The organism is Bacillus sp. FJAT-25509 (assembly GCF_001420605.1).
Lineage (GTDB): Bacteria > Bacillota > Bacilli > Bacillales > Bacillaceae_G > Gottfriedia.
Genome location: NZ_LJIZ01000019.1, coordinates 200954 through 223022, shown reverse-complemented (window position 1 = coordinate 223022; position 22069 = coordinate 200954). Strand labels below are relative to the sequence as shown.

The window sequence follows — 22069 nt, the reverse complement described above, 5'->3', positions numbered from 1 at the left end:
ATTTTAAGGTGTACCAATTTATTGAACATTAAAGCAAATGAGGTGTCTGTTAAAGACAATTTATAATTACTCCAATAATCTTTCACCTTCATCAAGAAGCAACTTAGGTTGCTTCTTTTTTTTATGTTGATTCCACTCCGGGGTGCTCCATTTCCTCCTAGGTTCGTTCCTACGAGGGTTCAGCATTCACGCTCCACGTAATACTCAAAATTGATCTAATTTCCTATTATTAATTTAGTTGTAACTTCCACTCAAATCTCATTACTAAGCCCTTTTTTAATATTATATATCCTTTTCCTGCTTTTACTGTTATTAAAAGTTTTTCATTGTTTTGCATACTTTCTTTAATAGAGGGCATCATAATTCTTGAAGGGAAAGCAACACACTTTCCAGTTCAAAATTTGAAATGAGGTGTGTGTTAAAGGTAATTTAATTTGCGTTCAAACCTATGCAAGGGTAGTTCGTTGAAGTGAAATATCTCCAAAGATAAAACATCGTTGTACAAAACAGCAGTGAAAACATCAAAGGAGATGGTTAGCTTGAACATTATCACTTATAAACAAAGGTTTTAGTATACCAATTTGTAAATGAGGTGTCTCGACCAGAGCATATAAATTTATTTTAAGGTGTACCAATTTATTGAACATTTAAGCAAATGAGGTGTCTATTAAAGACAATTTATAATTACTCCAATAATCTTTCCCCTTCATCAAGAAGCAACATAGGTTGCTTCTTGTTTATTTTTACTTAACCCCTATTTCCACTTTATCCTACGCCTATGTTAAAATAAGGAAAAAAGTGAAAGGAAGTATAAAAAATGGCACATGACGCTAATTGTATTTTCTGCAAAATTGTTGCAGGTAGCATTCCAGCTTCTAAAGTTTACGAGGATGATGATGTTTTAGCTTTTTTAGATTTAAGTCAAGTTACAAAAGGACACACATTGGTCATTCCAAAGGATCATGTTGAAAACATATTCGAAATGAGTGAAGAGACAGCTAGTACATACTTCCGAAAAATACCTCACATTGCTAATGCAATGAAAGAAACTTTTAATGTTCAAGGTGTAAATATTTTAAATAATAGCGGAGAAGTTTCAGGTCAAACTGTATTTCATTATCATATGCATATTTTACCACGATACGGAAATAATGATGGTTTTGATGTAAAATGGCTTTCAAATCAAAATCAATACACAAATGAAACGCTTCAAGAGATTGCAAAATCTATCGAAAATAACATTATTAAAAAATAATAAAATAGTCCCATTTATATACGAAAACAGGAGAGTGAATATCTCCTGTTTTCGTTTTTTTCATTTAAATTCCATCTAAATTCTGCAATTTACACTATATTTTTAAAGATTTATATTATATATTTACTATATTACCAACAATGTTTTATCGACAATCACTCTATAGTTTCGCTAAAAATATTATATAAACATAGTTTTCACAACCTATAACACTCAATTATAATATAAAAATGTAGAATTTTATCAACTACTTTGTGAAAATTTTTAAAAATTCTAACTAAAAGTTCTTTATTTCTTCACATATTATTGGCATAATAATAAATAGATAGTTAAATAGAAAAGAAGGTGAATTGATGAAAACTGAACAAAAATTATACACAATGAAAGAAGCTTTGATTTTTAGTCAAAGAATTGCCCAAATTTCTAAAGCATTATGGAAGTCAGTTGAAAAGGACTGGCAACAATGGATCAAGCCCTATGATTTAAATATCAATGAACATCATATTTTAATGATCGCCTTCCACTTAAAGGGTGCGTCTATTTCTGAAATTGCTAAATTTGGTGTAATGCACGTATCGACTGCTTTTAACTTCTCTAAAAAGCTTGAAGAACGTGGTTTATTAGTGTTTTCTAAGAAAGTAGAAGATAAACGTAATACGTATATTGAATTAACTGAAAAAGGTAAAAATATGCTGCTAGAGATCCTAGGAGAATTTGATCCAGAGACAAATTCAGTTTTTCAAGGTACTTTACCATTAAAAGAATTTTATGGTAAATTCCCAGAAAACATGGAAATAATGGCTATTTTACGTAATATTTATGGAAAAGATTTTATGGATATATTCGAAACAACGTTAGGTAACATAGATAAAGAATTTATTGAAGAAGATAACCGTTTAATTAAGAAACCTTAATATCTTCTTTAAAGTTACAATTTCAGTTTATCTGTCCTTGAAATTGTACAATCAAATAGAAGCGGGGCAAGATTAATTAAATCCTTCCGCTTTTTATTTCGGCCACTTTTGTTCAAAATTTCACATAAATACCTCTTTGAAACCCTCAGGCTCATTTCCTTTTCATTTCAAGTTCAAAATTTAACTAATCAAAGAATATGTACATCTTTAACTTATTTTAATCTGGAATAAAAACTCAACCGGAGGTACAATACCTCCGGTCGAATAATTGTCTTATTTACAAATTAGATGCAAGCTGCTCCTACGATAATTAATAAGATGAACAATACAACGATTAACGCAAATCCTCCACCATGGAATCCTACGCCCATCATTCACACCTCCTTTTGCTACATATCTTATCTTATGCGTGTATTAAAAAATGGTCTGGGCAAATGTATAAATAACCTTCATTTTTGAAGATTCATACTACTTATAAAAACGAACACCCGATAATGATTAACAAAATAAATAGGATCACGATTAATACAAATTCATTCGATGCTTTCCCCTCCATTTTTCCACCCTCCTAAAAGTAATTCTTAATAATATATAGACGAATGTCTTAATTGATTGGGCGAATGTCACGATTGACAAGTTTTTTATTTGTAGGATAAGCCAGTTTTTTAGGTGAGGTCTGGGGATAAAGTATAAAATTAGAGCTATAAAAAATAGAATTTATCCTTCCATTTATTACTCTCATAATTGCCTATATTTCATTTAATAACTAGTTCAAGATTCCTTAAAATTGACTAATTTTTAATTAAAAAGTATACCAAATTATTCTTTTTTTGGATAAACTTTGTCACATTGAGGAAAAATATGTTATATTAAGTGAAGTAATTTCCAGTAAAAGGTATGTCTAAATAAAGGAAAAATTAAGGTTTACGCTCTATACTTTAATAAGCAAAATTTTTTTTTAGGAGATGTTTAAATGAAAAAGTTAATCGTATCTGCAGTTTTAGCTACCTCAGTATTCGGACTAGCAGCATGTGGAACTGCTGGTGTTAGTAACGATGTAGTTGCTACATCTAGTGCGGGAGATATCACATCAAAAGATTTATATGACAAGATGAAGGATACAGCAGGCTTAGCTATGCTTAAGCAAATGGCTATTGAAGATTATTTAAAGAAAAACTACAAAGTTAGTGATAAAGATGTTGATGCAAAGTTCAATGAGTATAAAACACAAAATGGTGACCAATTTAAAGCTTTCTTAGCTCAGTATGGATTTAAAGATGAAGCAGCATTTAAAGATCGTGTTAAAGTTGATTTATTAACTGAAAAAGCTGCTGAAGCTTCAGTAACAAAAACTGAACTTGCAAAATATAAACCAGAAATTAGAGCTAGCCATATTTTAGTAAAAGATGAAGCTACAGCTAAAAAAGTCGAAGAAGAATTAGCTAAAGGCGCAGACTTTGCTGCAGAAGCAAAAAAATATTCTACTGACACTGGTTCAAAAGATAAAGGTGGAGATTTAGGCTATTTTGGAGAAGGTGCTATGGTACCTGAATTCGAAGCAGCTGCTTATAAATTAAAAGTTGGAGAAATTAGCCAACCAGTCAAATCACAATTTGGATACCATGTTATTAAATTAACTGGTAAAAAGACTGCTAACGAAAAAGATGCTCGCAAAAAAATTGCTGAGTCTAAGCTAAGTCAAGAAAACTTCTCAGCATTCTCTGATGAACTTCTTAAAAAAGCTAAATTTAAAGTAAAAGATAAAGACTTAGAAAGCCAAGAGAAAAAATCATAAAAAACAAAACCTGCCTAATTGGCAGGTTTTTTAATTTAATTGGATGAAATCTCAGAGTTAATAAGTAATTGCTCTCTTCGTTCTCTTTCTTCTTTAATTCTTTGTAAGTAAATTTCTCCCTCTTTTTCAATGAAAGCTTCATCTGCATCTCTTTCTTGTTTAGAAGTGTAAAGCACCATAAATCCACTTACAAAAATTCCTAAGATCACGATATACATCCAAAATGGTAATATTGGCATTGATTTTCCTCCTTAGTAGACAAGCATTTGCTTCATTATATGGCTAATAAGGAGGAAGTATGATTAATTTAAAATTTTGGTTTGTAAAAACTACGATTTTCTAATGGGAAAATACGCTCTGTATATTCTCCTGGTTCAACTCTTTCAAGTGCGCGGTCTAACATATTCATTTTTGCATCAATATTATCAATATAATGTAAAATTTCCGCTTCTTTAATTAAAGGTAGTTTTGGACTACCGTACTCATACTTACCATGATGACTTAAAATAAGATGCTGCAGAACAGTAACCTCTTCTCCCTCAATACCTAGTTCGATTGAGGCATTTCCAATTTCAATTGCCATAAGTGAGATATGGCCTAACAAATTACCTTCGACAGTATACTTTGTTGAAACTGGACCAGATAATTCTCTTACTTTTCCTAAATCATGTAGTATAATTCCAGCATATAGTAAATCCTTATTGATCGAAGGATATAAATTTGCAATTGATTCACCTAATTTCAACATACAAAAAACATGGTATGCTAAACCAGAAACAAATTCATGGTGGTTCTTAGTTGCCGCTGGAAAATCAAGAAAATCCTCCTGATTTTTTAATACTAGATACTCGGTAAGCTTTTTAAGTTTTTCATTGGTCATATTATTAATGTATGAAGTAATTTTCTCATATAATTCTTCTTTAGAAACTGGTGCTCTTGCGAAAAAATCTTCTGGATTAACTTCGTCTGTATCTTTAGTTGGACGAATTTGGCGTAGCTTAAGTTGAAGTTTTCCTCTATAATCGTGTAGCTCCCCTTCAACTTTTACAACAGTTCCTTCTACATACGCTTCTTCTTGCTCTGAAGAAATATCCCAAAGCTTCGCCTCAATATCTCCACTTTGATCTTGTAAAGTTAAAGATAAGAATGTTTTTTGATTACTTGCTACACCTTTCGTAACAGCTTTGACAAATAAAAATGTTACAAAACGTTCGCCAACTTCATGATCATATACTTTTTTATCCATAAGTACCTCCATTTTGTATATGCTTCCTTAAGCTCTACTTAAGTAATTAGCTTAAAATATTTTGGAAAATCAATTTCACAAAATAAAAAAAGGAAAATCAAATTATGTATTAGTCGTTTTACTTATCCTATTATACGTTAAAATAGATACTTAGCCCAACAATGTTCATACAAAAAATTAAGACATAATCTAACAATTCTTAAAATCTGTTAAAGCCTCCAAACGTCAAAATTTTAAATCTGCACTGAATTTTTTTATAATTCAATTTATTACTTTACACAGCTTTTCAATTTATGCCAAAATAGTAATATCGTAACTACTTTAGGGAGGTCTAGAACATGGCAACTTATCGAATTACTGCTTTTGAAAAAAGTGGAGAATCAATTGTCGATGAACAATTTGAAGCTAATTCTGACTTAGAAGCAAAAAATATTGGTACAGAAAAACTTACTACAATCGGTGCACTTGATAAAACCCACCGTTGCATTAGTCAAACTGGTAAACTTCTTTTATTTCATCCATAATAAAAAAGAAGCTGCGAAAATTTATCGCAGCTTTTTTGTTTTTTATCTAAATTAGTTTAAAGTACCTATCCATGTGTTGACGCTTTGAACTTCTGCTTGGCGTGGAAATATTTTTTCAATGAGAATACGCTGAACTTCAGGATCAATATCGAGACATGCATCCGAAAGTACAGTAAGAGAAAAGTCTTTATCTGCAGCTTCTCTTAAAGTCGATAAAACGACTCCGCTTGTTGAAATACCGCAAAGTACAAGTGAATCAATTTTTTGTGAACGAAGAATAATTTCAAGATTACTACCTGCAAACGCAATAACACGATACTTCGTAATTACTGGTTCGTTCGGTTTTGGCTCAACTGAATGGTGAATACGTGTTGCTGAATCAGCGAAAGTCATGCCACCTGTTTTAGTCATTGCTGAGAAAATCTTATTTTGTGGACTGACCTCCGGATAGCCTTCACTAAAACCTACTCGAACGAAAACAACTGGAATATGATTTTGACGAGCCGCTTCAACAGCTTTTTGAAATGGTTTCAGGATATCTTGATTTTCACCAAAACGGGATACAATACCATTTTGTAAATCCATTACTAATAATGCTGTTTTTTGATTTTTCATACCTTGTTGTTTCTCCTTTCGATTTACATAAAACTAAAAGACAATAAATAATTGATTTAAAATAGGCTGTCGAGAAATTCTCGACAGCCTTAGGATTACCTACGTGCATCCTATTTACATTTTATGAAGCAGGTTCAACTTTTGTAGCTTTATAGCCGGAGCCATCCCATATGAGATGTACTCGATATTTTTGCGAGCCTCTTGTCTTTGCTGATACAGTCCCGACTGAGCCGCCTGGATTACTTTTGTCACTTCCTAAAAACCATACAGTCATATTGCTTGAATCTATTCCAGCAGCAGAAGAGATTGTCTGCAGCATCGCCTGCCAGTCTTGGGAATTTCGATCATAGCTTGTAACATGCTTCGCACCATTTTGTGCACCCGTTTGTTCCGGTGTTTCAGGTGCCGTGCCATCTGAATCGTCATCATCAACAGTTTGAACTGTTGTTGATGTCTCTTTTACACCATTATCATCATTCTTTTCGCTGTTTTTGGCCGATGCATAAGCACTATTTTTAGATCCTGCCTTATTATCATTCGGCGAAAAAATGGAATACGAAATAAATGCTATTAGGATCAGTACGATTCCAATTGATCCAAATAAAATGAGTTTAGTTTTTTTTCTTTTCGCTCTTGACGTTGAACGTGAATTACTTTGAATCTTTTTCAATCTAACCACTCTCCCAAAACTGAGAATGTCAACATTCTACCATGAGTGAAGAAAAACTTGTAGTCTTGTATTTTAAAATTAACCATTTCGTAAAACAACTGTTAAGTTTATTATTCATTTTTAGACACAATTTAACTAACAAAGACTAGTGCATAATAGAAAATAGACAATCTAATTTTTAATGATTTAATCTTATTTATATTAAAAACATAGAATTACAGAAAGAAAATAGTAGTGTAATAGTAAATAGTCATTATATCAAATTTATTGTTAATTACTATTTTAAGTTATTTAATTGTACTTTTGTTCATTTTATTTGTACATCTTTTCTTTCCTTCTTCACCAAAAAAATCGACCGAATCCAGTCGATTTCATTATCCTTATTTACCAGTAAAAACCGGCAGTCTCTTTTGTAAAAATGCCTGAACACCTTCTTGATGATCTGTTGTTCTTCTCATTGCACTTTGTCCTTCTTTTTCAAATAAAAGGACATTTTTTAAAGACTCTAAGTTACCGTTACAATAAATTTGTTTTGTTTGAATCATCGCACTTACTGGTTTTTGAAGTATAGACTTCACTCGTTCATTAATTTTTTGTTCAAAATCCCCACTAATTACTTCATCAATTAAACCGATTTCTAGCGCTTGAGTTGCATTTAGTTTTTTACCTTCCCAGATCAGTTGTTTAGCTCTTGTTTCACCTAATCTCTTTTCTAAGAAGTAGTGTGCACCACCATCTGGTATTAAGCCAATTCCGATAAAGTTCATTGCCAATACACCTGATTCGTGAGCAAGAACAAAGTCACTAGCAAGAGCAAAACTTAGTCCTATACCAGCAGCTGGTCCATGAATCGCACTAATAACGATTTTAGGTAAAGTATATAATTTAACTACTACATCTGTAATTAAATCCATTACTGGACCAAAAGCAGACTCATCTGTATTACTTAGCATCGATTTTAAATCCCCACCTGAAGAGAAACCTTTGCCATTTCCACATAGAACGACTACATCAACGTCTGAGCTTGCGATTTCATCCAGTACATCTCGAAATTGTCTGAATGTATCTTCATTCATTGCATTCAATACTTCAGGACGATTAAATACAACAGTTGCAACTCGTCCCTCTTTTCTTAATAAAACATGTTCTGCCGTGTTCGAAATTGACATAAAAAAATCCCCCTTAATTTCATGGTTAATTTAAACATTAAACATCACAAGGGGATATTCCTTTATTTTTCATTAATTTGATTGATTACTTTTCGAAAATAACTCATCTAAAATCTTGATTTTTGCATTTGTATAATGCTCATAACCCTCATTATATGATTTAGGATCTTTCGCATTAGCAAATCGTGTAATTTGACGAGTTTCTGGATTTACAAATTTACTAGATGCACCACAGCCTAAACCAATAATCGTTTGTTCTTCTTCCATAATTAATATATTATACAAGCTTTCTTGGCCATCAATAGAGTATCCTATGTTCTCAAGATTACCTAATATATTTTTTTGACGATATAAATAGTATGGATGATAGTTATGATTTTTTGTCCAAACTGTTGCTTCATTCATCATTTGCTGCACTTCATCTCGATCTGCAACTTTATATTTTTGTTTGTTTTGCGTCATTTCTGAAGCTCTTTTAAATGAAAGTGTGTGAACAGTCAATGATTCAGGCATTAACTTTTCAGTTTCATCTAATGTATATTGGAATTCTTTTAAACCTTCTCCAGGTAAACCAATAATCAAATCCATATTTATATTATTCATCCCCATGGCACGGGCTAAATGGTACTTAGTTATTGTTTCATCTACAGTATGATGTCTTCCAATCGCTTTTAAAGTTTCTTGAATATAGGACTGTGGATTGATACTTATTCGATCAATATTCCATTTATTTAAAACATCTAATTTTTCGGGTGTAATTGTATCGGGTCTACCGGCCTCCACCGTAATTTCACGAACCTGCTTCATATTTGGAAATGATTCGTACATCTTAGCATACAGTAAGTCCATTTCTTCTGCTGTAATACTAGTCGGTGTCCCTCCGCCATAATAAATCGTAGTAATGTTAATTCCACGTTCCTTTAGAAATTCGCCGACTTTTTCCATTTCATAATGTAATCCATATAAGAATGAATCGACTGCACCCTGTTTCCCTTGAATAGCATAAGCTGGGAATGTGCAATAAGCACACTTAGTAGGGCAATAAGGGATACCTATATAAAGACTAACTTCATTCTGCAAGTTATATAAATCTGGAATTACTTTTAATTGACGATCAACGATTGATTGCATTAATTCAATTTTTTCGTCATGGATTAAATAGTCATTTCTTAGCTCTTCATGCGCCATTTCCTTTGATACACCAGCTTTAAGTTTTGAATGAAGAAGCTTCGTTGGTCGAATACCAGTTAAGATTCCCCACTTTTGCTGAATTCCAGTATGCTCTTGTAGTAATGATAAAAAGACAAAGTTAACTGCTTTCTTTTTAAATTTAAATGATTCTCTAGCATCTTTACCATCTACATAGCTTGTATTTGCTTGGAATTGCGTACCTAATTTACCAGATACTTGTTTATTTATTTCATCTAACTCAAAACTTACTTCTATATCTGCATCTATTTTTTCTAACGATACATCACAGTCTTCAAAAAACAGTTGAGCTAAAAGCTCTAACGGTCTTTGAAAACGAATATCCTCTAAGCCATTAATATATATTTTCATTTTTTATCACCTTTTTAAGTTATCACTTAAGTATAAAATTAAAGAGTAACTAGGTCAATTATTTAAAATAAGGTAAAAAAGCCTGGTTTTCGAAGAGGATTCTCTTGAAAGCCAGGCTTTTATTTATTTTTCGATTTTTAAATGTGTTTTTAAGAATGGCAGTGGGAATTGTTTCCTGAAATGCTCCTTGATCATATATGGGACACCATTTTGGTCATTTGATCTTGTAATCCAGTCTGCAACTTTTTTAATTTCTACAGGAGCGTTTGACATAGCAACTCCTAAACCTGCATGCTCGATTAATGGTAAATCACTATAATTATCTCCAATTACAACCATCTCGTGATAAGAAATTCCGAGATGTTCACCTAATCGTTTTAAGCCTGAATATTTTGAAATTCCTTTTCGGACGATTTCAATTTTGCGATCTTCATCACATAAGTAATCAAGATGCGGATACTTTGCATTCAATTCTTTTTTCACATTATTTTTCTCTACTTCATCGGAGAAATAACATTCGATTTTTAACGGAGATATTGAATTTTCCAGAATACTATCTGAAAGTGATTCAACAAATTGGATTGGATAAAAGACAGGATCAGCATTTGATAAAACTGCTTTTGCCACTAAGTTAGATTGTAATTTTTTTCGATTTCCAATTGAAAAATGTTCATGTGACAAACGAATATTACAATCATATTTTTCTAGTTTTTTAACAATGTCATAAGCTTCTTCCTCTTCAATTCTCTTTTCAAATAATGGTTCATCAAGCTTTGAAGAGATAAAGGCACCTGAGTGAGAGACCAAAAGGTTATTAACCTTAAGAGCTTTTGCGATTTTTTTTGTAGCTTGGAAATTTCTACTTGTAAATAAGGTTACATAAATCCCTTTGTCTTGAACATATTCAACAGCTTCTTTCGATTCTTTTGAGAGTTTTCCATTGGATTGCAATAAAGTACCATCTATATTAATTGCAAGTAACTTATAAATCACTTAATCTCCCCCATTTCGCGAAGAAATACCTTACTAGAATATATGACATGCTTCATTTAATTAGAACAATGTAGGTTTCTTATTATATCCATTCGTATACTAAAAAAGACTCCAATTCAATGAAGTCTCAGACTGTTGACAAACGCTCGCTTTCTTCGTTGCTTCGCCTGCCTGCGGTGCTCATTACCGTCTAAGGTAACTTTAGCTCCTCATCAGACTTCGCGCCTCGAAAGGCAAGCGCTTGCAATCAGTCTGAATATAAATTTTTTATATTTTATTTATACTCCAAATCATTGAAGACTCTCTTATGTATAACAAGGATTTTAAGTAAAGCAGGAAAAAGAAAAAGAATTAAAAGCTCCTCTTCTTATCCTGCCTTTTAACTATTAAAGTTCAAGTAAAGATTTATAAAATTCTTCTAATGGACTCATGACAATTTTATTTACATCTTGAATAACTAAATTTAGTCTTTGTTCCACTTGCATTAAGTTTGCAATTAAAGGATTTTGAGACACTCTTGCAACAATTTCTTGCCCTTTTGCATTTTCTTCAGGTGTAACTGCTTCACCTTGATACATTTTTTGTTGCATCGCTTTTTGGAAATTTTGGAATTCCATAAATAATGGTTTCGCATTTGGATCAGCTAATACTTGTGAGTATAGTGATTGTAAGTTTTTAAATTCTGGTTGCTCCTTAAAAGCATTTTGTAGTGAGTATGCAATATCATAAATATTTACTGACATGTTACTACCTCCTATAAACTTTTGTATCTCCACTATAGCAAACATTCTATTATATGTCAGTTTTTCTAAAACAAATCAAACTTTCTACCCTAAAAATTTCCTAAAAGACATTCACCAACTAGGCGAATATCACATAGTATACAACGACAATTATTTTGGAAAGGAGGAGAATCATTGCAATCTTTTCCTAAAAATCAAGAACCCCAATCTTTTGTTGTAGTAACTGATTCAATCAATGAGGAGTCATTAAATCCACTCGGTTCAATATCGACACTTTGTGAGGAACTATCAGAGTTATGCGGAGACTCTGAAATTGATTTCTATGTAACTACATTTAAAAAACTACTAACGAATGAATTAAAAGGATATAAACGTTCAGAAAATGGCTGGACTTTAATGAATGTATCTGCCCCTTCAATCATCCATAATCGAATTCATTCGAGAAGACTTGAACGAACGAAAGAGTTTAAATTACTTAATTCTTCGCTAACAAGTCAACAAATACCTTTTTTTAATGCTCGCTTCTTAAATAAGCTTGAAGTTTTTAAAGCTCTAATTGATTCAGCCTATATAAAGCCGTACGTTCCATACACTGAGGAATGCTGCTCAGTCGAACAATTAGATAATTTTATCCAAAAATATGAAACGGTTTTTATTAAACCGATTCACGGTAGTCAAGGAAGAAACATTTTTAAGGTTACAAAAAATAAAGATTTGTATCGTTTAAAAAACAGCCAAAATTCTGAAGTAGAAGTTGAATATAAATCAATTTCACAACTATTTCATCCAATTAATCAGCAATTAAATAAGCGGACTTGTATCATCCAAGAAGGCTTACCTTTAATCAGTAAGGATGATCGACTTGTTGATTTTAGATTTTTATGTCATAAAAATAAATTTAATAAATGGGAAGTAACTTCAACTGTAGCTAGGATTGGTCATCCCACACAGTTTGTAAGCAATTTGGCCCGCGGGGGAGATCTTCAAAAAATTGATGAATTTTTAGGTCAATATTTACCAAAGAAAGAGCGAATTCACTTTAAAAAGTTATTAATCGAGTTAGCCATCGAATGCTGTATATGTATAGACTCCTCCTTTGATGGATTATTCGCTGAATTTGGTGTAGATCTCGCTATAGACAATCAATTTAACCCATGGGTTATCGAAATAAATTCAAAACCATCTAAGGATTTACAAGTTTCAGACCCAACTCAAAAAATTAGACCTTCAACAAAAGCTATTTTTTCTCTTGTTCAATCATATTTATAAGTACAAGGAGTGAAAAGAATGAGAATAGGTTATTTATCTCTTAAAGAAAGACAAGAAGGTGAATACGTTCAACATATGGCGAAAGAAGCAAGTAAACTTGGTTACGAATTCGTTCAATTTACCCCTTTTAATATTCAACCAGCTTCTGAAGAAATTATGGGCTGGAAGTATATAGCGGAAACAGAGCAATGGGAGAAAACAACATTTGAAATCCCGAATTATATTTATGATCGATGCTTCTATTCCCCAAGCATTAAAAGTAAGCAGGCAAAGCCTATTGTTGACTGGCTAAAAAAACGTAAAGACATCACTTTTTTAGGATATGGACTGCCAGGAAAATGGGAAACTTATCAGGCTCTTTCAACTGATGAAAGTTTGAATCCATATATCCCTAAAACAAAGAAACTATTACACCTAGCTGTATTTTTTGAAGAACTTAGAAAAACACGCAAGCTCGTCATTAAACCCATCCATGGTTCAAGAGGAATAAATATTTATTTTATTACGTTAAGTGCATATTCGATTAGTGTTTCAACACAAAAACAAAAGGAAGTAATTGAAACTGTTTACGAAACAAGAGATGAGTTTTTTGAGTGGCTACAACCGATTGTTGAATCAAAAGGATATGTTTATCAAAATTATTTAGACCTCCAAACAAAATCACGTGAAGCATTTGATTTAAGGATCCTTTTACAAAAAAATGAAAAAGGTGAGTGGCAAGCTGTTGGAAAAGGTGTTCGAATTGGCCAGCCTAATTCAATTGTTGCAAATTTAAGCGCAGGAAGTAATGCAGTTCCATTTGAAGAATGGATCACTCAATTCAATCAAAGAACTGCTTTAATATTGCAGCAAGATATTGAGACAATTTGTAAACAATTACCAATCACCCTTGAAAAGAATTTTCTTCCTTTATTTGAAATTGGTTTAGATTTAGGCATCGATTCAAATCAAGCCATTTGGATTTTAGATGTTAATTCAAAGCCTGGTAGAAAAGTTCTTCTTCAAACCGACCCTTCTATCCAACAAAAGCTTTACTCAGCACCAATTCAGTATTGTTTACATTTACAATCGAAATCTAAAAGTGAAAGAAGTGAAATTAAATAATGAATGAAGTTTATAAAATCGTTACTCATCGACAGAGTAAGAACCTAGTATGTATACCTGAAGAGCTTACTACTTCTAGAAATATTGAATATATTGCTTTTGGTCAAAAAAAATACCCATGTCAACTAGTTACGATGAATACACTTCACAATATTATTTCGATATCAGAGCATTTAGTCGAAATGCTCTGTATACCTTTTGAGGGTTCTATTGAGCCCATTATTATCGGAAATACTTTACAGCTTGGACCATTGGTCGGAATTTTCACCGCCGGCTTTACTGAGTCACTACTTCGCCCAATCGGGGATCGTAGCTTTATGTTTGCAAACTTAATAGCTGAAAATAATCAAAAGAATAGCTTTATATTTGTATTTGGTGCTCATGGAATCGATTGGGAATCTGAAACAATTCAAGGGTATTTCTTTACAAATAAAAGATGGACCAAAGAGGTCGTTCCTTTTCCAACGGTTATTTATAATAGGTTACCAAATCGAAAAGTTGAGGTTCATAAATCAATTAAACGCGTACGTCAAAAACTAGAAAAAGAATACAAAATCCCTTGGTTTAATCCTGGATTTTTCAATAAATGGGATTTATATTTAAAATTAAAAAATGAGGAATCAGTTGCTCATTATCTCCCGAAAACAGTAAAGTTCAATAATTTTGATACGATTGAAGAATTATTATCGCAATACCAATTTGTATATGTTAAACCTGAAAATGGAAGCCTCGGTTCAAAAGTCATTTTAATCCGTTACAATCGAGAAGAAGGAATTTATTATTGTAGATATCGTGATTTCGAAACAAATAAACTTCAAAAATTCTCAACACTCCAATCTTTAATTAATCATGTTTTTCGTAGCACGAAGTTACACGACTTCATTGTACAACAAGGTATTTCACTAATTCGTTACGAGCATCAGCCTGTTGATTTTCGAGTTCATACAAACAAGGATGCTTTAGGAAAGTGGCATGTAACGGTTATTGCCGCAAAAGTAGCAGGAAAAGGTAGCACAACTACTCACTTAAATAACGGTGGTCGAGTGAAAACTCTTGAAGAATTATTTGATCAGGAAAAAGCGAAAAGAATACATGATAAATTATCTACAGCAGCATTAAAAATTAGTGAATCTTTAGATCGTCAAGTAGATGGTCATATCGGAGAAATTGGATTTGATATAGGTGTTGATAAAGATGAAAAAATTTGGCTTTTCGAAGCGAATTCTAAACCTGGAAGATCAATCTTTTCAAATCCTAGTTTCCAAGAAAATGACAAACAGATCAAAAAACTTTTTTTGGAATATGCTACTCATCTTTCCAGAAAGGGTAATGAACTCGAGGTTTCAATGAAATGATCTCTGTTTTCTATCATCTTGATCAAAATACTTGGTCACATGACCATAGTGAATCAAGATATTCCATAGGTCATAATCGGCTACCTATATTACCATTTCATGACGATCGTTCAAATTCCATTCAATTTCAGGTAAAAAAAATTGGAACACATTTAGGCCCTATTATCGGTATATTAACAAACGAAGATCGGCTACCTTTTAGTGGGAATATTAAGACCTTTAAAAGAATTTGTAAGAAAATATTAGCTGATGGCGGTATACCTATCATATTAACCCCCACCGCCCTCTCAGGTAATTCGGTTAAATGTTATACGTTTTGTTTTAAAACAAAAAAATGGCTTAAACTATTTTCCCCTTTACCGGACGTAATTTATAATCGCATCCCATCTGTACAATACGAATCGAATGATGATTATAAAAATTTTCGAGAAAAAATCTCGGAACTAACTATTCCTTTTTTTAACGAATCATATCTCTCAAAAATACAAACAACGTCAATATTATCTTCAAACGACTTTTTAAAAAGTTATATTCCAAAGACAATCGAATTAACTAGTGAAAAAGATTTATATTTCTATTTAAACAAATGGAAATTTCTATATATAAAGAAGCATAATTCTTCAAGGGGATTTGGCGTGTTTAAGCTCTCCTTGAAAAGTGACAAAGAAGTCATAATCCGTAATGCTTTTCATGTAGAATTGGTGAAATCAATTAGTGATTGTTGGAAATTCCTTAGTTCATTAAGCGAGGAATTTATTTGTCAACAAGGTATAGTCAGCGAATTACCCGATGGAAGAAAGTTTGATCTACGAATTCTTGCACATAAAAATGAAGATAATTATATTCTTTCCGGTGTTGGTGTAAGAGTAGGTACATTTAATGGAATTACAACTCATGTACCTAGAGGTGGTAGCATTATTGCTATTGAAGAACTGCCGATTGAATTAAATTATTCTTTATTACAAGAAATAGTCAGACAAACAGGAAAAGCATTAAATATGGACGATGCACATTTTTTTGAATTCTCAATGGATATCGGAATTCAAAACAATCATTACTATATTTTTGAAATTAACTCTAAACCAATGGTCTTTGACGAAATTGCGATCAAAGAACAAGGACTAGAAAACTTAATACGACTATTTTATGAACTTTCAAATTTTAAACAGTAGTTTATAATGTACTTTAACAGTATTCAAAAACTTAAGTCTCAGACTGATTGCAAGCGTTTGTCTTTCGAGGCGCGAAGGCTGGTGAGGAGCGGAGTTACCCTAAACGGTAATGAGCACCGCTCAACAGGCGAAGCAACGAAGAAAGCGAACGTTTGTCAACAGTCTGAGCTTTTTTATTTTTTCCAACAATGATAAACTAAAATGAAATAATGCTTCGGAAGGTAATAATAATTATGATTGATAAAATTAAGACATTATTTGGGAGTGAGTCTGTTTCAGTCACACCTGATCAGAGTACATATATGGATTATTCTTGGTTTTCTACTGAGAATCAAGAAATCTTTGGGATTAAAAAAGTTTCAATATCAGAGGAACAAAATAACCTACTGGAATGTCTTTTTACAAAATTAGAATCAGAGGCGATTTTGATGCCATCTGCACAAAGCGAATGGTTTCACTATTTATTTCACAGTAAAGGACATAATCCCTTCACTTTCGAAAGCGAAGTTTCTCTCCCTACTTCAATTCGTTTTATTCATTTTTATAGCAATCAGTTATTCTCGAGTAAAAATGAGTTTGAAGAAGCAATCAATGCATTCTTTCATAAAGAAGTAATAGTGGTTTGGAATTCTGCTAGGGAAGGCGTCATTATTGAAAAAATAATCGATCAACCATTTAACAAAGAGTTTTTAGAGCATATGCAAGAAATCATTGCTGCTGACTTGTACCATGATGTTACCTTTTTTGTAGGAAAACGTTATTCACCATTAGCAAATCTAAGCCTTTATTTTGATATTGAACATCAATGTTTTAAAAAAGCATTATCCGTAAAAAAGCAAAAAAATATTCTTTGGTTTTCAAAGGAAATGCTTTATTACATCCTTTCCTTTTTACCAGATGATTTACAAAAGGAATTACCTAATTTATTTTTGAATGATATGAAAATTGATGATCCAATTCTTTCAACAGTAAAAATCTTTCTTCAACAAAATTTAAATGTTACTGCTACTTCAAAAAAAGCTTTTTTACATCGAAATACTGTTCAATATCGTCTTGATAAATTTTCGGAACAAACTGGTATAGATTTAAAACATTTTGAGGATGGACTCGTTATATTTTTAGCAATTCATTTACTTGAGATCGTGAATGAATAGTATAAAAGCCTTTTTTGTGCACCTTGTACAAAGTAGGCTATTTTTTTTGTGAACCTTTGCCATTGTTTATAAACGTTTAAATGCTTACAATTTAATCAATGAAACCGATTACAAATAGTTGGAGGTAATAATAATGGCAGAATTAAAATTAGATCACATTTATAAAATTTATGATAATAACGTAACAGCTGTAAAAGATTTTAATCTTAATATTGATGACAAAGAATTTATCGTATTCGTTGGTCCATCTGGATGCGGTAAATCAACAACACTTCGTATGATTGCTGGTTTGGAAGACATTTCAAAAGGTGACTTCTTTATTGATGGCAAGCGTGTAAATGATGTACAACCAAAAGATCGTGACATCGCAATGGTATTCCAAAACTACGCTCTTTACCCACATATGACTGTATATGATAACATGGCTTTCGGATTAAAATTACGTAAGTTTGACAAAGCAGAAATTGATCGTCGTGTAAAAGATGCTGCTCGTATTTTAGGTCTTGAGGAATATTTAAATCGTAAACCAAAGGCTTTATCTGGTGGACAACGTCAACGTGTAGCTCTTGGTCGTGCAATTGTACGTGATGCAAAAGTATTCTTAATGGATGAGCCATTATCAAACTTAGATGCTAAATTACGTGTTGCGATGCGTTCTGAGATTTCAAAATTACATCAACGTCTTCAAACGACAACTATTTATGTAACACACGATCAAACTGAAGCAATGACAATGGCTACACGTTTAGTCGTAATGAAAGATGGGATTATTCAACAAGTAGGTACACCAAAGGAAGTTTATGATCGCCCAGAAAACGTATTCGTTGGTGGATTTATTGGATCACCTGCAATGAACTTTGTTTCAGGTAAGGTCGAAGATGGTCACTTTAACTTTGGAAGCAAAAAAGTTGCTATACCTGAAGGAAAAATGAAAACATTACGCGATAATGGATATGTTGGAAAAGAAGTGATTTTAGGTGTACGTCCTGAAGATTTACATGACGAACCAGTATTTATCGAAGCATCTCAAGGTACAGTTCTTGATTTAAAAATTGAGGTAGCTGAACTTTTAGGAGCGGAATCAATGCTATACACTAATTTTGAAGGAAATACATTAGTAGCAAGATTAGATGCACGTTCAACGTTTACACATGGTCAAGTCATTAAATTAGCAGTAGACATGAACAAAGTTCATTTCTTTGATAAAGAAACTGAATCTCGTATTCGTTAATTAAATAAACGCGGTACCATTTTAATTGGTACTGCGTTATTTTATTTTCTCAATTATTTTAAGAAAACCTTCATTACAATCTGGACAATTAAACATATGAGTACAATACTGATTTGAATTATGCTCGGTTAATCCATCAGCTTTTGCTGAAATGTCATAATCTAAATATGGACTATATTTATCTTCATAATCAACAGCTCTGCCTTTATCTTCACAATGATTTTCACAAATAGGACATTTTAGTTTATAATGCTCAATTCCATTGCACAGTGGACAAATACCATCCATAAAAAGCTCACTCCAATTTCATTTACTTCATTAAGAAAGGATGGAGATTAATCTCCATCCCTTATTAGCCATAGATATTATTTTGAATAACCACCTAAGCTTTGTTCTGCCATTTGAACTAAACGTTTAGTGATTTCTCCACCTACAGAACCGTTAGCACGAGCTGTAGAATCAGGACCTAAAGTTACTCCAAACTCAGAAGCGATTTCATACTTCATAGAATCTAATGCTTGTTGTGCACCATTTACTACTAAGCTGTTGTTGTTTGCCATGTTGTCTCACCTCCTTAAGTAGTGTAATGATAGTATGACTCTAATCGATTAACATATGTATGTTTAGCAAATGTAAATTTTGGAAATAAGAATTTAATTTGCTTTTCCGCATTTTTTACATAAAAAAAAGCACTAGATCAACATCTAGTACTAGTTTTCTACACTATATTGTAAAATATTTCATCTTAAAATTACTGTATTAATTGTAAAAATTGTTTTGTTCTTGCATGTTTAGGATGCTCTAAAACATCTTTAGGATGACCTTGTTCAACAATATAACCACCGTCCATAAAAATGACTTCATCCGCTACATCCCGAGCAAATTTCATTTCATGTGTAACGACAATCATTGTCATCCCCTCTTCAGCTAACTCTTTCATTACCTTTAGAACTTCTTGTACAAGCTCTGGATCTAACGCTGAAGTTGGTTCATCAAATAAGATTACTGTTGGCTCTAATGCTAACGCTCTAGCAATCCCTACACGCTGTTGCTGACCACCTGAAAGTTGATGTGGCAATAAATTTATTTTCTCTTCTAATCCTACTTTTGTAAGTAAGTCAATTGCTTTCTTTTTTGCAACATCTCTTTTTACTTTTTGTACTGTTACTAAACCTTCCATAACATTTTCTAGCGCTGTTAAGTGAGGAAATAAATGATGTTGTTGAAAAACCATACCTGTTTTACTTCTTAATGAAATAATTTCTTTTTTTGACACCTTATTTGAAAAATCAATTGTCTGTTCATCAATTGTTATTTTTCCATCTGTAGGTTGCTCTAAAATATTAATACATCTTAAAAATGTAGTTTTCCCAGAACCAGAAGGACCAATAATAGCTGTAACAGTACCTTTTTCTACATTTAAGCTTACATCTTTTAATACTTCTAATTCACCAAAACTTTTTTTAATGTTTTCTAGTTTTATCATAAGTTCTTCCTCCCTTACTTAGCAACATAGCGTGCAACCCGTGCTTCTAATCGACCTTGAATGATTGAAAGGAAGAAGCAGATTATCCAATAAATGACCCCAGCTTCTGTATAAACAACTAAAAATTTATAGTTAGTTGCAGCTATTTCCTGAGCTGTTCTAAACATCTCAGTTACTAATATTAAGGATGCTAAAGAAGTATCTTTTACTAAACTTATAAAGGTATTTGATAATGGCGGTAATGAAACTCTCGCCGCTTGAGGAATAATAATTCGTTTTAATGTTTGATTATATGTCATGCCTATTGATGAAGCAGCTTCCCACTGCCCCTTATCAATCGACTGGATTGATCCTCTAATAATTTCAGATGCATATGCACCAACACTTAATGAAAAACCAATAATAGCAGAAATATATGGTGATATTGTTACATTTATTGAAGGTAATCCATAAAAAATAATAAATAATTGCACTAAAAGAGGTGTTCCTCTAATAATTGAAACATAAAATTTGGCTACACCATTTAAGAATTTATTACCTGATAGACGGAAAAGAGCGGTAATAAATGCTAAAACTATACCAACTATAAAAGTAATAATTGTTAATGGAATAGTACCGATTAAAGCAGTTTTAACCATTGGAAGGAAAGAATCCTTCGCAATGGTTAAATTTTCTTGGCTGAATATACTATTTAAGTCCATCTTTACCGAACCATTTTTGTACTATTTCATCATACTTTCCGTCTTTTTTCATATCTGCAAGTGCTTTGTTCACTGCTTTTACTAATGAATCATCATCTTTACGGAACATAAATCCACTGTTAGAAGCATCATTTTCTAAAGCTGCAATTTTAACTTTATTGTCACCAGTTTCTTTTAAATAGTTTTGAATTGATAATTTATCGTTAATTGTAGCATCAGCACGGCCAGATTCAATTAATTGGATTGCTTGGCTAAATCCTTCTACTCCAACTAATTTAGCTCCATATTTTTTAGCTAAATCGCCATAATTACTTGTTAAAGATTGAGCAGCATTTAAACCTTTAATATCATCAAATGATTTAACTTTTGAATCTGATTTTACAACTAATGCACCTGATGATGTGATATATGGATCAGAGAAATAATATTTTTTCTCACGATCTGCTCTAATACCAACTTCATTTGCAATGATATCAAAACGCTTTGCATCTAAACCTGCAAACATTGCATCCCATTGAGTTTCAAAATATTTTGGTTTTACTCCTAAACGTTTTGCAACTTCATTTGATAAATCAACATCAAAACCTGTTAATTTACCAGATTTATCATGGAACGTGAAAGGTGCATATGTACCTTCAGTACCAATTCTTAACTCTCCGCTATCCTTCACTTGAGTTAATAAATCTTTTCCTTTTGCAGTTTCTTCTTTTTTATTTGTATTGCAGCCTGCCATAACACCTGCTGCTAAAAATAGCGAACCTATTGTTAAACCAATTTTCTTAATATTCATTCTTTAATCTCCCTTAACCTTATCGGAATTGTTTGTTTTTAAATGTGTGTCTTAAATATATTGCATGTATTAAAAAATTACAACAAAAAAATCTTATATTTTTATTATTTTTCTTTTTGTCTTTTTAATTCAATTTTTATGATTGAAAAGCTCATTTTCTTAAAACCGAGTATTTTACTTTGTTTTAGGTTGGAATAAACTAATCATTTACGTTGCAAAAAAGTAAATATGGTTGGTTTCTATTACAGGATGCTCGCGCTTTCCATGGGGCGAGACCTGAGCCTCCTCTGCGAGCCTTTGGGTTCTTAACCTTCCCTCATATC

Annotated in this window: 25 protein-coding genes; 10 read left to right on the top strand and 15 right to left on the bottom strand. The window is 32.1% G+C overall.

The annotated features are described in order from the left end of the window. Positions 1 to 817: 817 nt before the first annotated feature. Positions 818 to 1255 carry an HIT family protein gene (locus AN960_RS13055; RefSeq protein ID WP_056472092.1) on the top strand — a complete coding sequence of 146 codons (438 nt, stop codon included), beginning with the start codon at positions 818 to 820 and terminating at the stop codon, positions 1253 to 1255. A 353-nt stretch (positions 1256 to 1608) separates the two neighbouring features. Beyond that, a complete protein-coding gene (locus AN960_RS13050; RefSeq protein WP_056472088.1) occupies positions 1609 to 2169 on the top strand; it encodes an HTH-type transcriptional regulator Hpr in 561 nt (186 codons plus the stop codon). Between the two features lie 284 nt (positions 2170 to 2453). Here the strand turns inward: AN960_RS13050 and AN960_RS24045 are convergent, their stop codons facing one another. Together AN960_RS24045 and AN960_RS24040 are read right to left on the bottom strand one after the other, a co-directional pair. Next, positions 2454 to 2543 (bottom strand): YjcZ family sporulation protein, encoded by a 90-nt coding sequence (locus AN960_RS24045; RefSeq protein ID WP_097973758.1) that lies wholly within the window; start codon positions 2541 to 2543, stop codon positions 2454 to 2456. A gap of 98 nt (positions 2544 to 2641) precedes the next feature. Then, positions 2642 to 2725 carry a YjcZ family sporulation protein gene (locus AN960_RS24040; RefSeq protein ID WP_082459494.1) on the bottom strand — a complete coding sequence of 28 codons (84 nt, stop codon included), beginning with the start codon at positions 2723 to 2725 and terminating at the stop codon, positions 2642 to 2644. 417 nt (positions 2726 to 3142) lie between these two features. Between AN960_RS24040 and AN960_RS13045 the strand changes: the two genes are divergently transcribed. Beyond that, positions 3143 to 3964 (top strand): peptidylprolyl isomerase, encoded by an 822-nt coding sequence (locus AN960_RS13045; protein ID WP_056472085.1) that lies wholly within the window; start codon positions 3143 to 3145, stop codon positions 3962 to 3964. Between the two features lie 35 nt (positions 3965 to 3999). On the opposite strand, the gene AN960_RS13040 is transcribed toward AN960_RS13045, so the two are convergent. Both AN960_RS13040 and yhaM read right to left on the bottom strand, forming a co-directional pair. Beyond that, positions 4000 to 4203: a sporulation YhaL family protein gene (locus tag AN960_RS13040; RefSeq protein WP_056472082.1), complete on the bottom strand. Its 204-nt coding sequence runs from the start codon at positions 4201 to 4203 to the stop codon at positions 4000 to 4002. A 68-nt stretch (positions 4204 to 4271) separates the two neighbouring features. Further along, positions 4272 to 5210, bottom strand: a complete 939-nt coding sequence (yhaM, locus tag AN960_RS13035) for a 3'-5' exoribonuclease YhaM (RefSeq protein ID WP_056472078.1) — start codon at positions 5208 to 5210, stop codon at positions 4272 to 4274. A 338-nt stretch (positions 5211 to 5548) separates the two neighbouring features. Between yhaM and AN960_RS13030 the strand changes: the two genes are divergently transcribed. Next, positions 5549 to 5734: a YhzD family protein gene (locus AN960_RS13030; protein ID WP_056472075.1), complete on the top strand. Its 186-nt coding sequence runs from the start codon at positions 5549 to 5551 to the stop codon at positions 5732 to 5734. A gap of 51 nt (positions 5735 to 5785) precedes the next feature. Here the strand turns inward: AN960_RS13030 and AN960_RS13025 are convergent, their stop codons facing one another. From AN960_RS13025 to AN960_RS13000, 6 genes are all read right to left on the bottom strand, one after another. Beyond that, positions 5786 to 6349 carry a cysteine hydrolase family protein gene (locus AN960_RS13025; RefSeq protein ID WP_056472071.1) on the bottom strand — a complete coding sequence of 188 codons (564 nt, stop codon included), beginning with the start codon at positions 6347 to 6349 and terminating at the stop codon, positions 5786 to 5788. Between the two features lie 121 nt (positions 6350 to 6470). After that, complete coding sequence (locus tag AN960_RS13020; protein WP_056472069.1) at positions 6471 to 7019, bottom strand: YrrS family protein; 549 nt, start codon at positions 7017 to 7019, stop codon at positions 6471 to 6473. 380 nt (positions 7020 to 7399) lie between these two features. Further along, entirely contained in the window at positions 7400 to 8188 is a 789-nt protein-coding gene (locus AN960_RS13015; RefSeq protein ID WP_056472068.1) for an enoyl-CoA hydratase, read from the bottom strand. A 72-nt stretch (positions 8189 to 8260) separates the two neighbouring features. Continuing rightward, positions 8261 to 9748, bottom strand: coding sequence for a coproporphyrinogen III oxidase (locus AN960_RS13010; protein WP_056472066.1), 1488 nt, complete (start codon positions 9746 to 9748; stop codon positions 8261 to 8263). Positions 9749 to 9871: 123 nt separating this feature from the next. Then, positions 9872 to 10741, bottom strand: a complete 870-nt coding sequence (locus AN960_RS13005) for a Cof-type HAD-IIB family hydrolase (RefSeq protein WP_056472064.1) — start codon at positions 10739 to 10741, stop codon at positions 9872 to 9874. 386 nt (positions 10742 to 11127) lie between these two features. Continuing rightward, complete coding sequence (locus tag AN960_RS13000; RefSeq protein WP_056472063.1) at positions 11128 to 11484, bottom strand: YlbF/YmcA family competence regulator; 357 nt, start codon at positions 11482 to 11484, stop codon at positions 11128 to 11130. A gap of 174 nt (positions 11485 to 11658) precedes the next feature. Between AN960_RS13000 and AN960_RS12995 the strand changes: the two genes are divergently transcribed. The 6 genes from AN960_RS12995 to AN960_RS12970 all read left to right on the top strand — a co-directional run bounded on the left by AN960_RS12995 (position 11659) and on the right by AN960_RS12970 (position 18769). Beyond that, the gene (locus tag AN960_RS12995) at positions 11659 to 12753 is read left to right on the top strand and encodes a YheC/YheD family endospore coat-associated protein (protein ID WP_056472061.1); all 1095 of its coding nucleotides are present in this window, start codon (positions 11659 to 11661) and stop codon (positions 12751 to 12753) included. 18 nt (positions 12754 to 12771) lie between these two features. Beyond that, positions 12772 to 13857, top strand: coding sequence for a YheC/YheD family endospore coat-associated protein (locus AN960_RS12990; RefSeq protein WP_056472058.1), 1086 nt, complete (start codon positions 12772 to 12774; stop codon positions 13855 to 13857). After that, positions 13857 to 15212: a YheC/YheD family endospore coat-associated protein gene (locus AN960_RS12985; RefSeq protein ID WP_056472056.1), complete on the top strand. Its 1356-nt coding sequence runs from the start codon at positions 13857 to 13859 to the stop codon at positions 15210 to 15212. Before AN960_RS12990 ends, AN960_RS12985 begins: the two co-directional genes overlap by 1 nt. After that, positions 15209 to 16384, top strand: a complete 1176-nt coding sequence (locus AN960_RS12980; RefSeq protein ID WP_056472053.1) for a YheC/YheD family protein — start codon at positions 15209 to 15211, stop codon at positions 16382 to 16384. Before AN960_RS12985 ends, AN960_RS12980 begins: the two co-directional genes overlap by 4 nt. A 233-nt stretch (positions 16385 to 16617) precedes the next feature. Continuing rightward, positions 16618 to 17538, top strand: coding sequence for a PucR family transcriptional regulator (locus tag AN960_RS12975; protein WP_056472052.1), 921 nt, complete (start codon positions 16618 to 16620; stop codon positions 17536 to 17538). A 133-nt stretch (positions 17539 to 17671) separates the two neighbouring features. Continuing rightward, on the top strand, positions 17672 to 18769 hold the full coding sequence (locus tag AN960_RS12970) for an ABC transporter ATP-binding protein (protein WP_056472049.1): 1098 nt from the start codon (positions 17672 to 17674) through the stop codon (positions 18767 to 18769). A gap of 36 nt (positions 18770 to 18805) precedes the next feature. Here AN960_RS12970 and AN960_RS12965 read toward each other — a convergent pair whose 3' ends face one another. The 5 genes from AN960_RS12965 to AN960_RS12945 all read right to left on the bottom strand — a co-directional run bounded on the left by AN960_RS12965 (position 18806) and on the right by AN960_RS12945 (position 21740). Beyond that, the gene (locus AN960_RS12965) at positions 18806 to 19057 is read right to left on the bottom strand and encodes a hypothetical protein (RefSeq protein ID WP_056472046.1); all 252 of its coding nucleotides are present in this window, start codon (positions 19055 to 19057) and stop codon (positions 18806 to 18808) included. 77 nt (positions 19058 to 19134) lie between these two features. Continuing rightward, a complete protein-coding gene (locus AN960_RS12960; RefSeq protein WP_056472044.1) occupies positions 19135 to 19329 on the bottom strand; it encodes an alpha/beta-type small acid-soluble spore protein in 195 nt (64 codons plus the stop codon). Between the two features lie 191 nt (positions 19330 to 19520). Continuing rightward, positions 19521 to 20255, bottom strand: a complete 735-nt coding sequence (locus AN960_RS12955) for an amino acid ABC transporter ATP-binding protein (RefSeq protein WP_056472041.1) — start codon at positions 20253 to 20255, stop codon at positions 19521 to 19523. A 14-nt stretch (positions 20256 to 20269) separates the two neighbouring features. Beyond that, positions 20270 to 20956 carry an amino acid ABC transporter permease gene (locus AN960_RS12950; RefSeq protein WP_056472038.1) on the bottom strand — a complete coding sequence of 229 codons (687 nt, stop codon included), beginning with the start codon at positions 20954 to 20956 and terminating at the stop codon, positions 20270 to 20272. Further along, positions 20943 to 21740: an amino acid ABC transporter substrate-binding protein gene (locus AN960_RS12945; RefSeq protein ID WP_056472108.1), complete on the bottom strand. Its 798-nt coding sequence runs from the start codon at positions 21738 to 21740 to the stop codon at positions 20943 to 20945. Before AN960_RS12945 ends, AN960_RS12950 begins: the two co-directional genes overlap by 14 nt. Positions 21741 to 22069 lie beyond the last annotated feature (329 nt).

Coding starts and splice junctions, on each gene's coding strand:
- AN960_RS12950 (WP_056472038.1), bottom strand. CDS start 20,956: ATGGACTTAAATAGTATATTCAGCCAAGAAAATTTAACCATTGCGAAG.
- AN960_RS12990 (WP_056472058.1), top strand. CDS start 12,772: ATGAGAATAGGTTATTTATCTCTTAAAGAAAGACAAGAAGGTGAATAC.
- AN960_RS24045 (WP_097973758.1), bottom strand. CDS start 2,543: ATGATGGGCGTAGGATTCCATGGTGGAGGATTTGCGTTAATCGTTGTA.
- AN960_RS13000 (WP_056472063.1), bottom strand. CDS start 11,484: ATGTCAGTAAATATTTATGATATTGCATACTCACTACAAAATGCTTTT.
- AN960_RS12975 (WP_056472052.1), top strand. CDS start 16,618: ATGATTGATAAAATTAAGACATTATTTGGGAGTGAGTCTGTTTCAGTC.
- AN960_RS13015 (WP_056472068.1), bottom strand. CDS start 8,188: ATGTCAATTTCGAACACGGCAGAACATGTTTTATTAAGAAAAGAGGGA.
- AN960_RS24040 (WP_082459494.1), bottom strand. CDS start 2,725: ATGGAGGGGAAAGCATCGAATGAATTTGTATTAATCGTGATCCTATTT.
- AN960_RS12985 (WP_056472056.1), top strand. CDS start 13,857: ATGAATGAAGTTTATAAAATCGTTACTCATCGACAGAGTAAGAACCTA.
- yhaM (WP_056472078.1), bottom strand. CDS start 5,210: ATGGATAAAAAAGTATATGATCATGAAGTTGGCGAACGTTTTGTAACA.
- AN960_RS12955 (WP_056472041.1), bottom strand. CDS start 20,255: ATGATAAAACTAGAAAACATTAAAAAAAGTTTTGGTGAATTAGAAGTA.
- AN960_RS13025 (WP_056472071.1), bottom strand. CDS start 6,349: ATGAAAAATCAAAAAACAGCATTATTAGTAATGGATTTACAAAATGGT.
- AN960_RS12960 (WP_056472044.1), bottom strand. CDS start 19,329: ATGGCAAACAACAACAGCTTAGTAGTAAATGGTGCACAACAAGCATTA.
- AN960_RS13055 (WP_056472092.1), top strand. CDS start 818: ATGGCACATGACGCTAATTGTATTTTCTGCAAAATTGTTGCAGGTAGC.
- AN960_RS13050 (WP_056472088.1), top strand. CDS start 1,609: ATGAAAACTGAACAAAAATTATACACAATGAAAGAAGCTTTGATTTTT.
- AN960_RS12970 (WP_056472049.1), top strand. CDS start 17,672: ATGGCAGAATTAAAATTAGATCACATTTATAAAATTTATGATAATAAC.
- AN960_RS13045 (WP_056472085.1), top strand. CDS start 3,143: ATGAAAAAGTTAATCGTATCTGCAGTTTTAGCTACCTCAGTATTCGGA.
- AN960_RS13010 (WP_056472066.1), bottom strand. CDS start 9,748: ATGAAAATATATATTAATGGCTTAGAGGATATTCGTTTTCAAAGACCG.
- AN960_RS12980 (WP_056472053.1), top strand. CDS start 15,209: ATGATCTCTGTTTTCTATCATCTTGATCAAAATACTTGGTCACATGAC.
- AN960_RS13030 (WP_056472075.1), top strand. CDS start 5,549: ATGGCAACTTATCGAATTACTGCTTTTGAAAAAAGTGGAGAATCAATT.
- AN960_RS13040 (WP_056472082.1), bottom strand. CDS start 4,203: ATGCCAATATTACCATTTTGGATGTATATCGTGATCTTAGGAATTTTT.
- AN960_RS12965 (WP_056472046.1), bottom strand. CDS start 19,057: ATGGATGGTATTTGTCCACTGTGCAATGGAATTGAGCATTATAAACTA.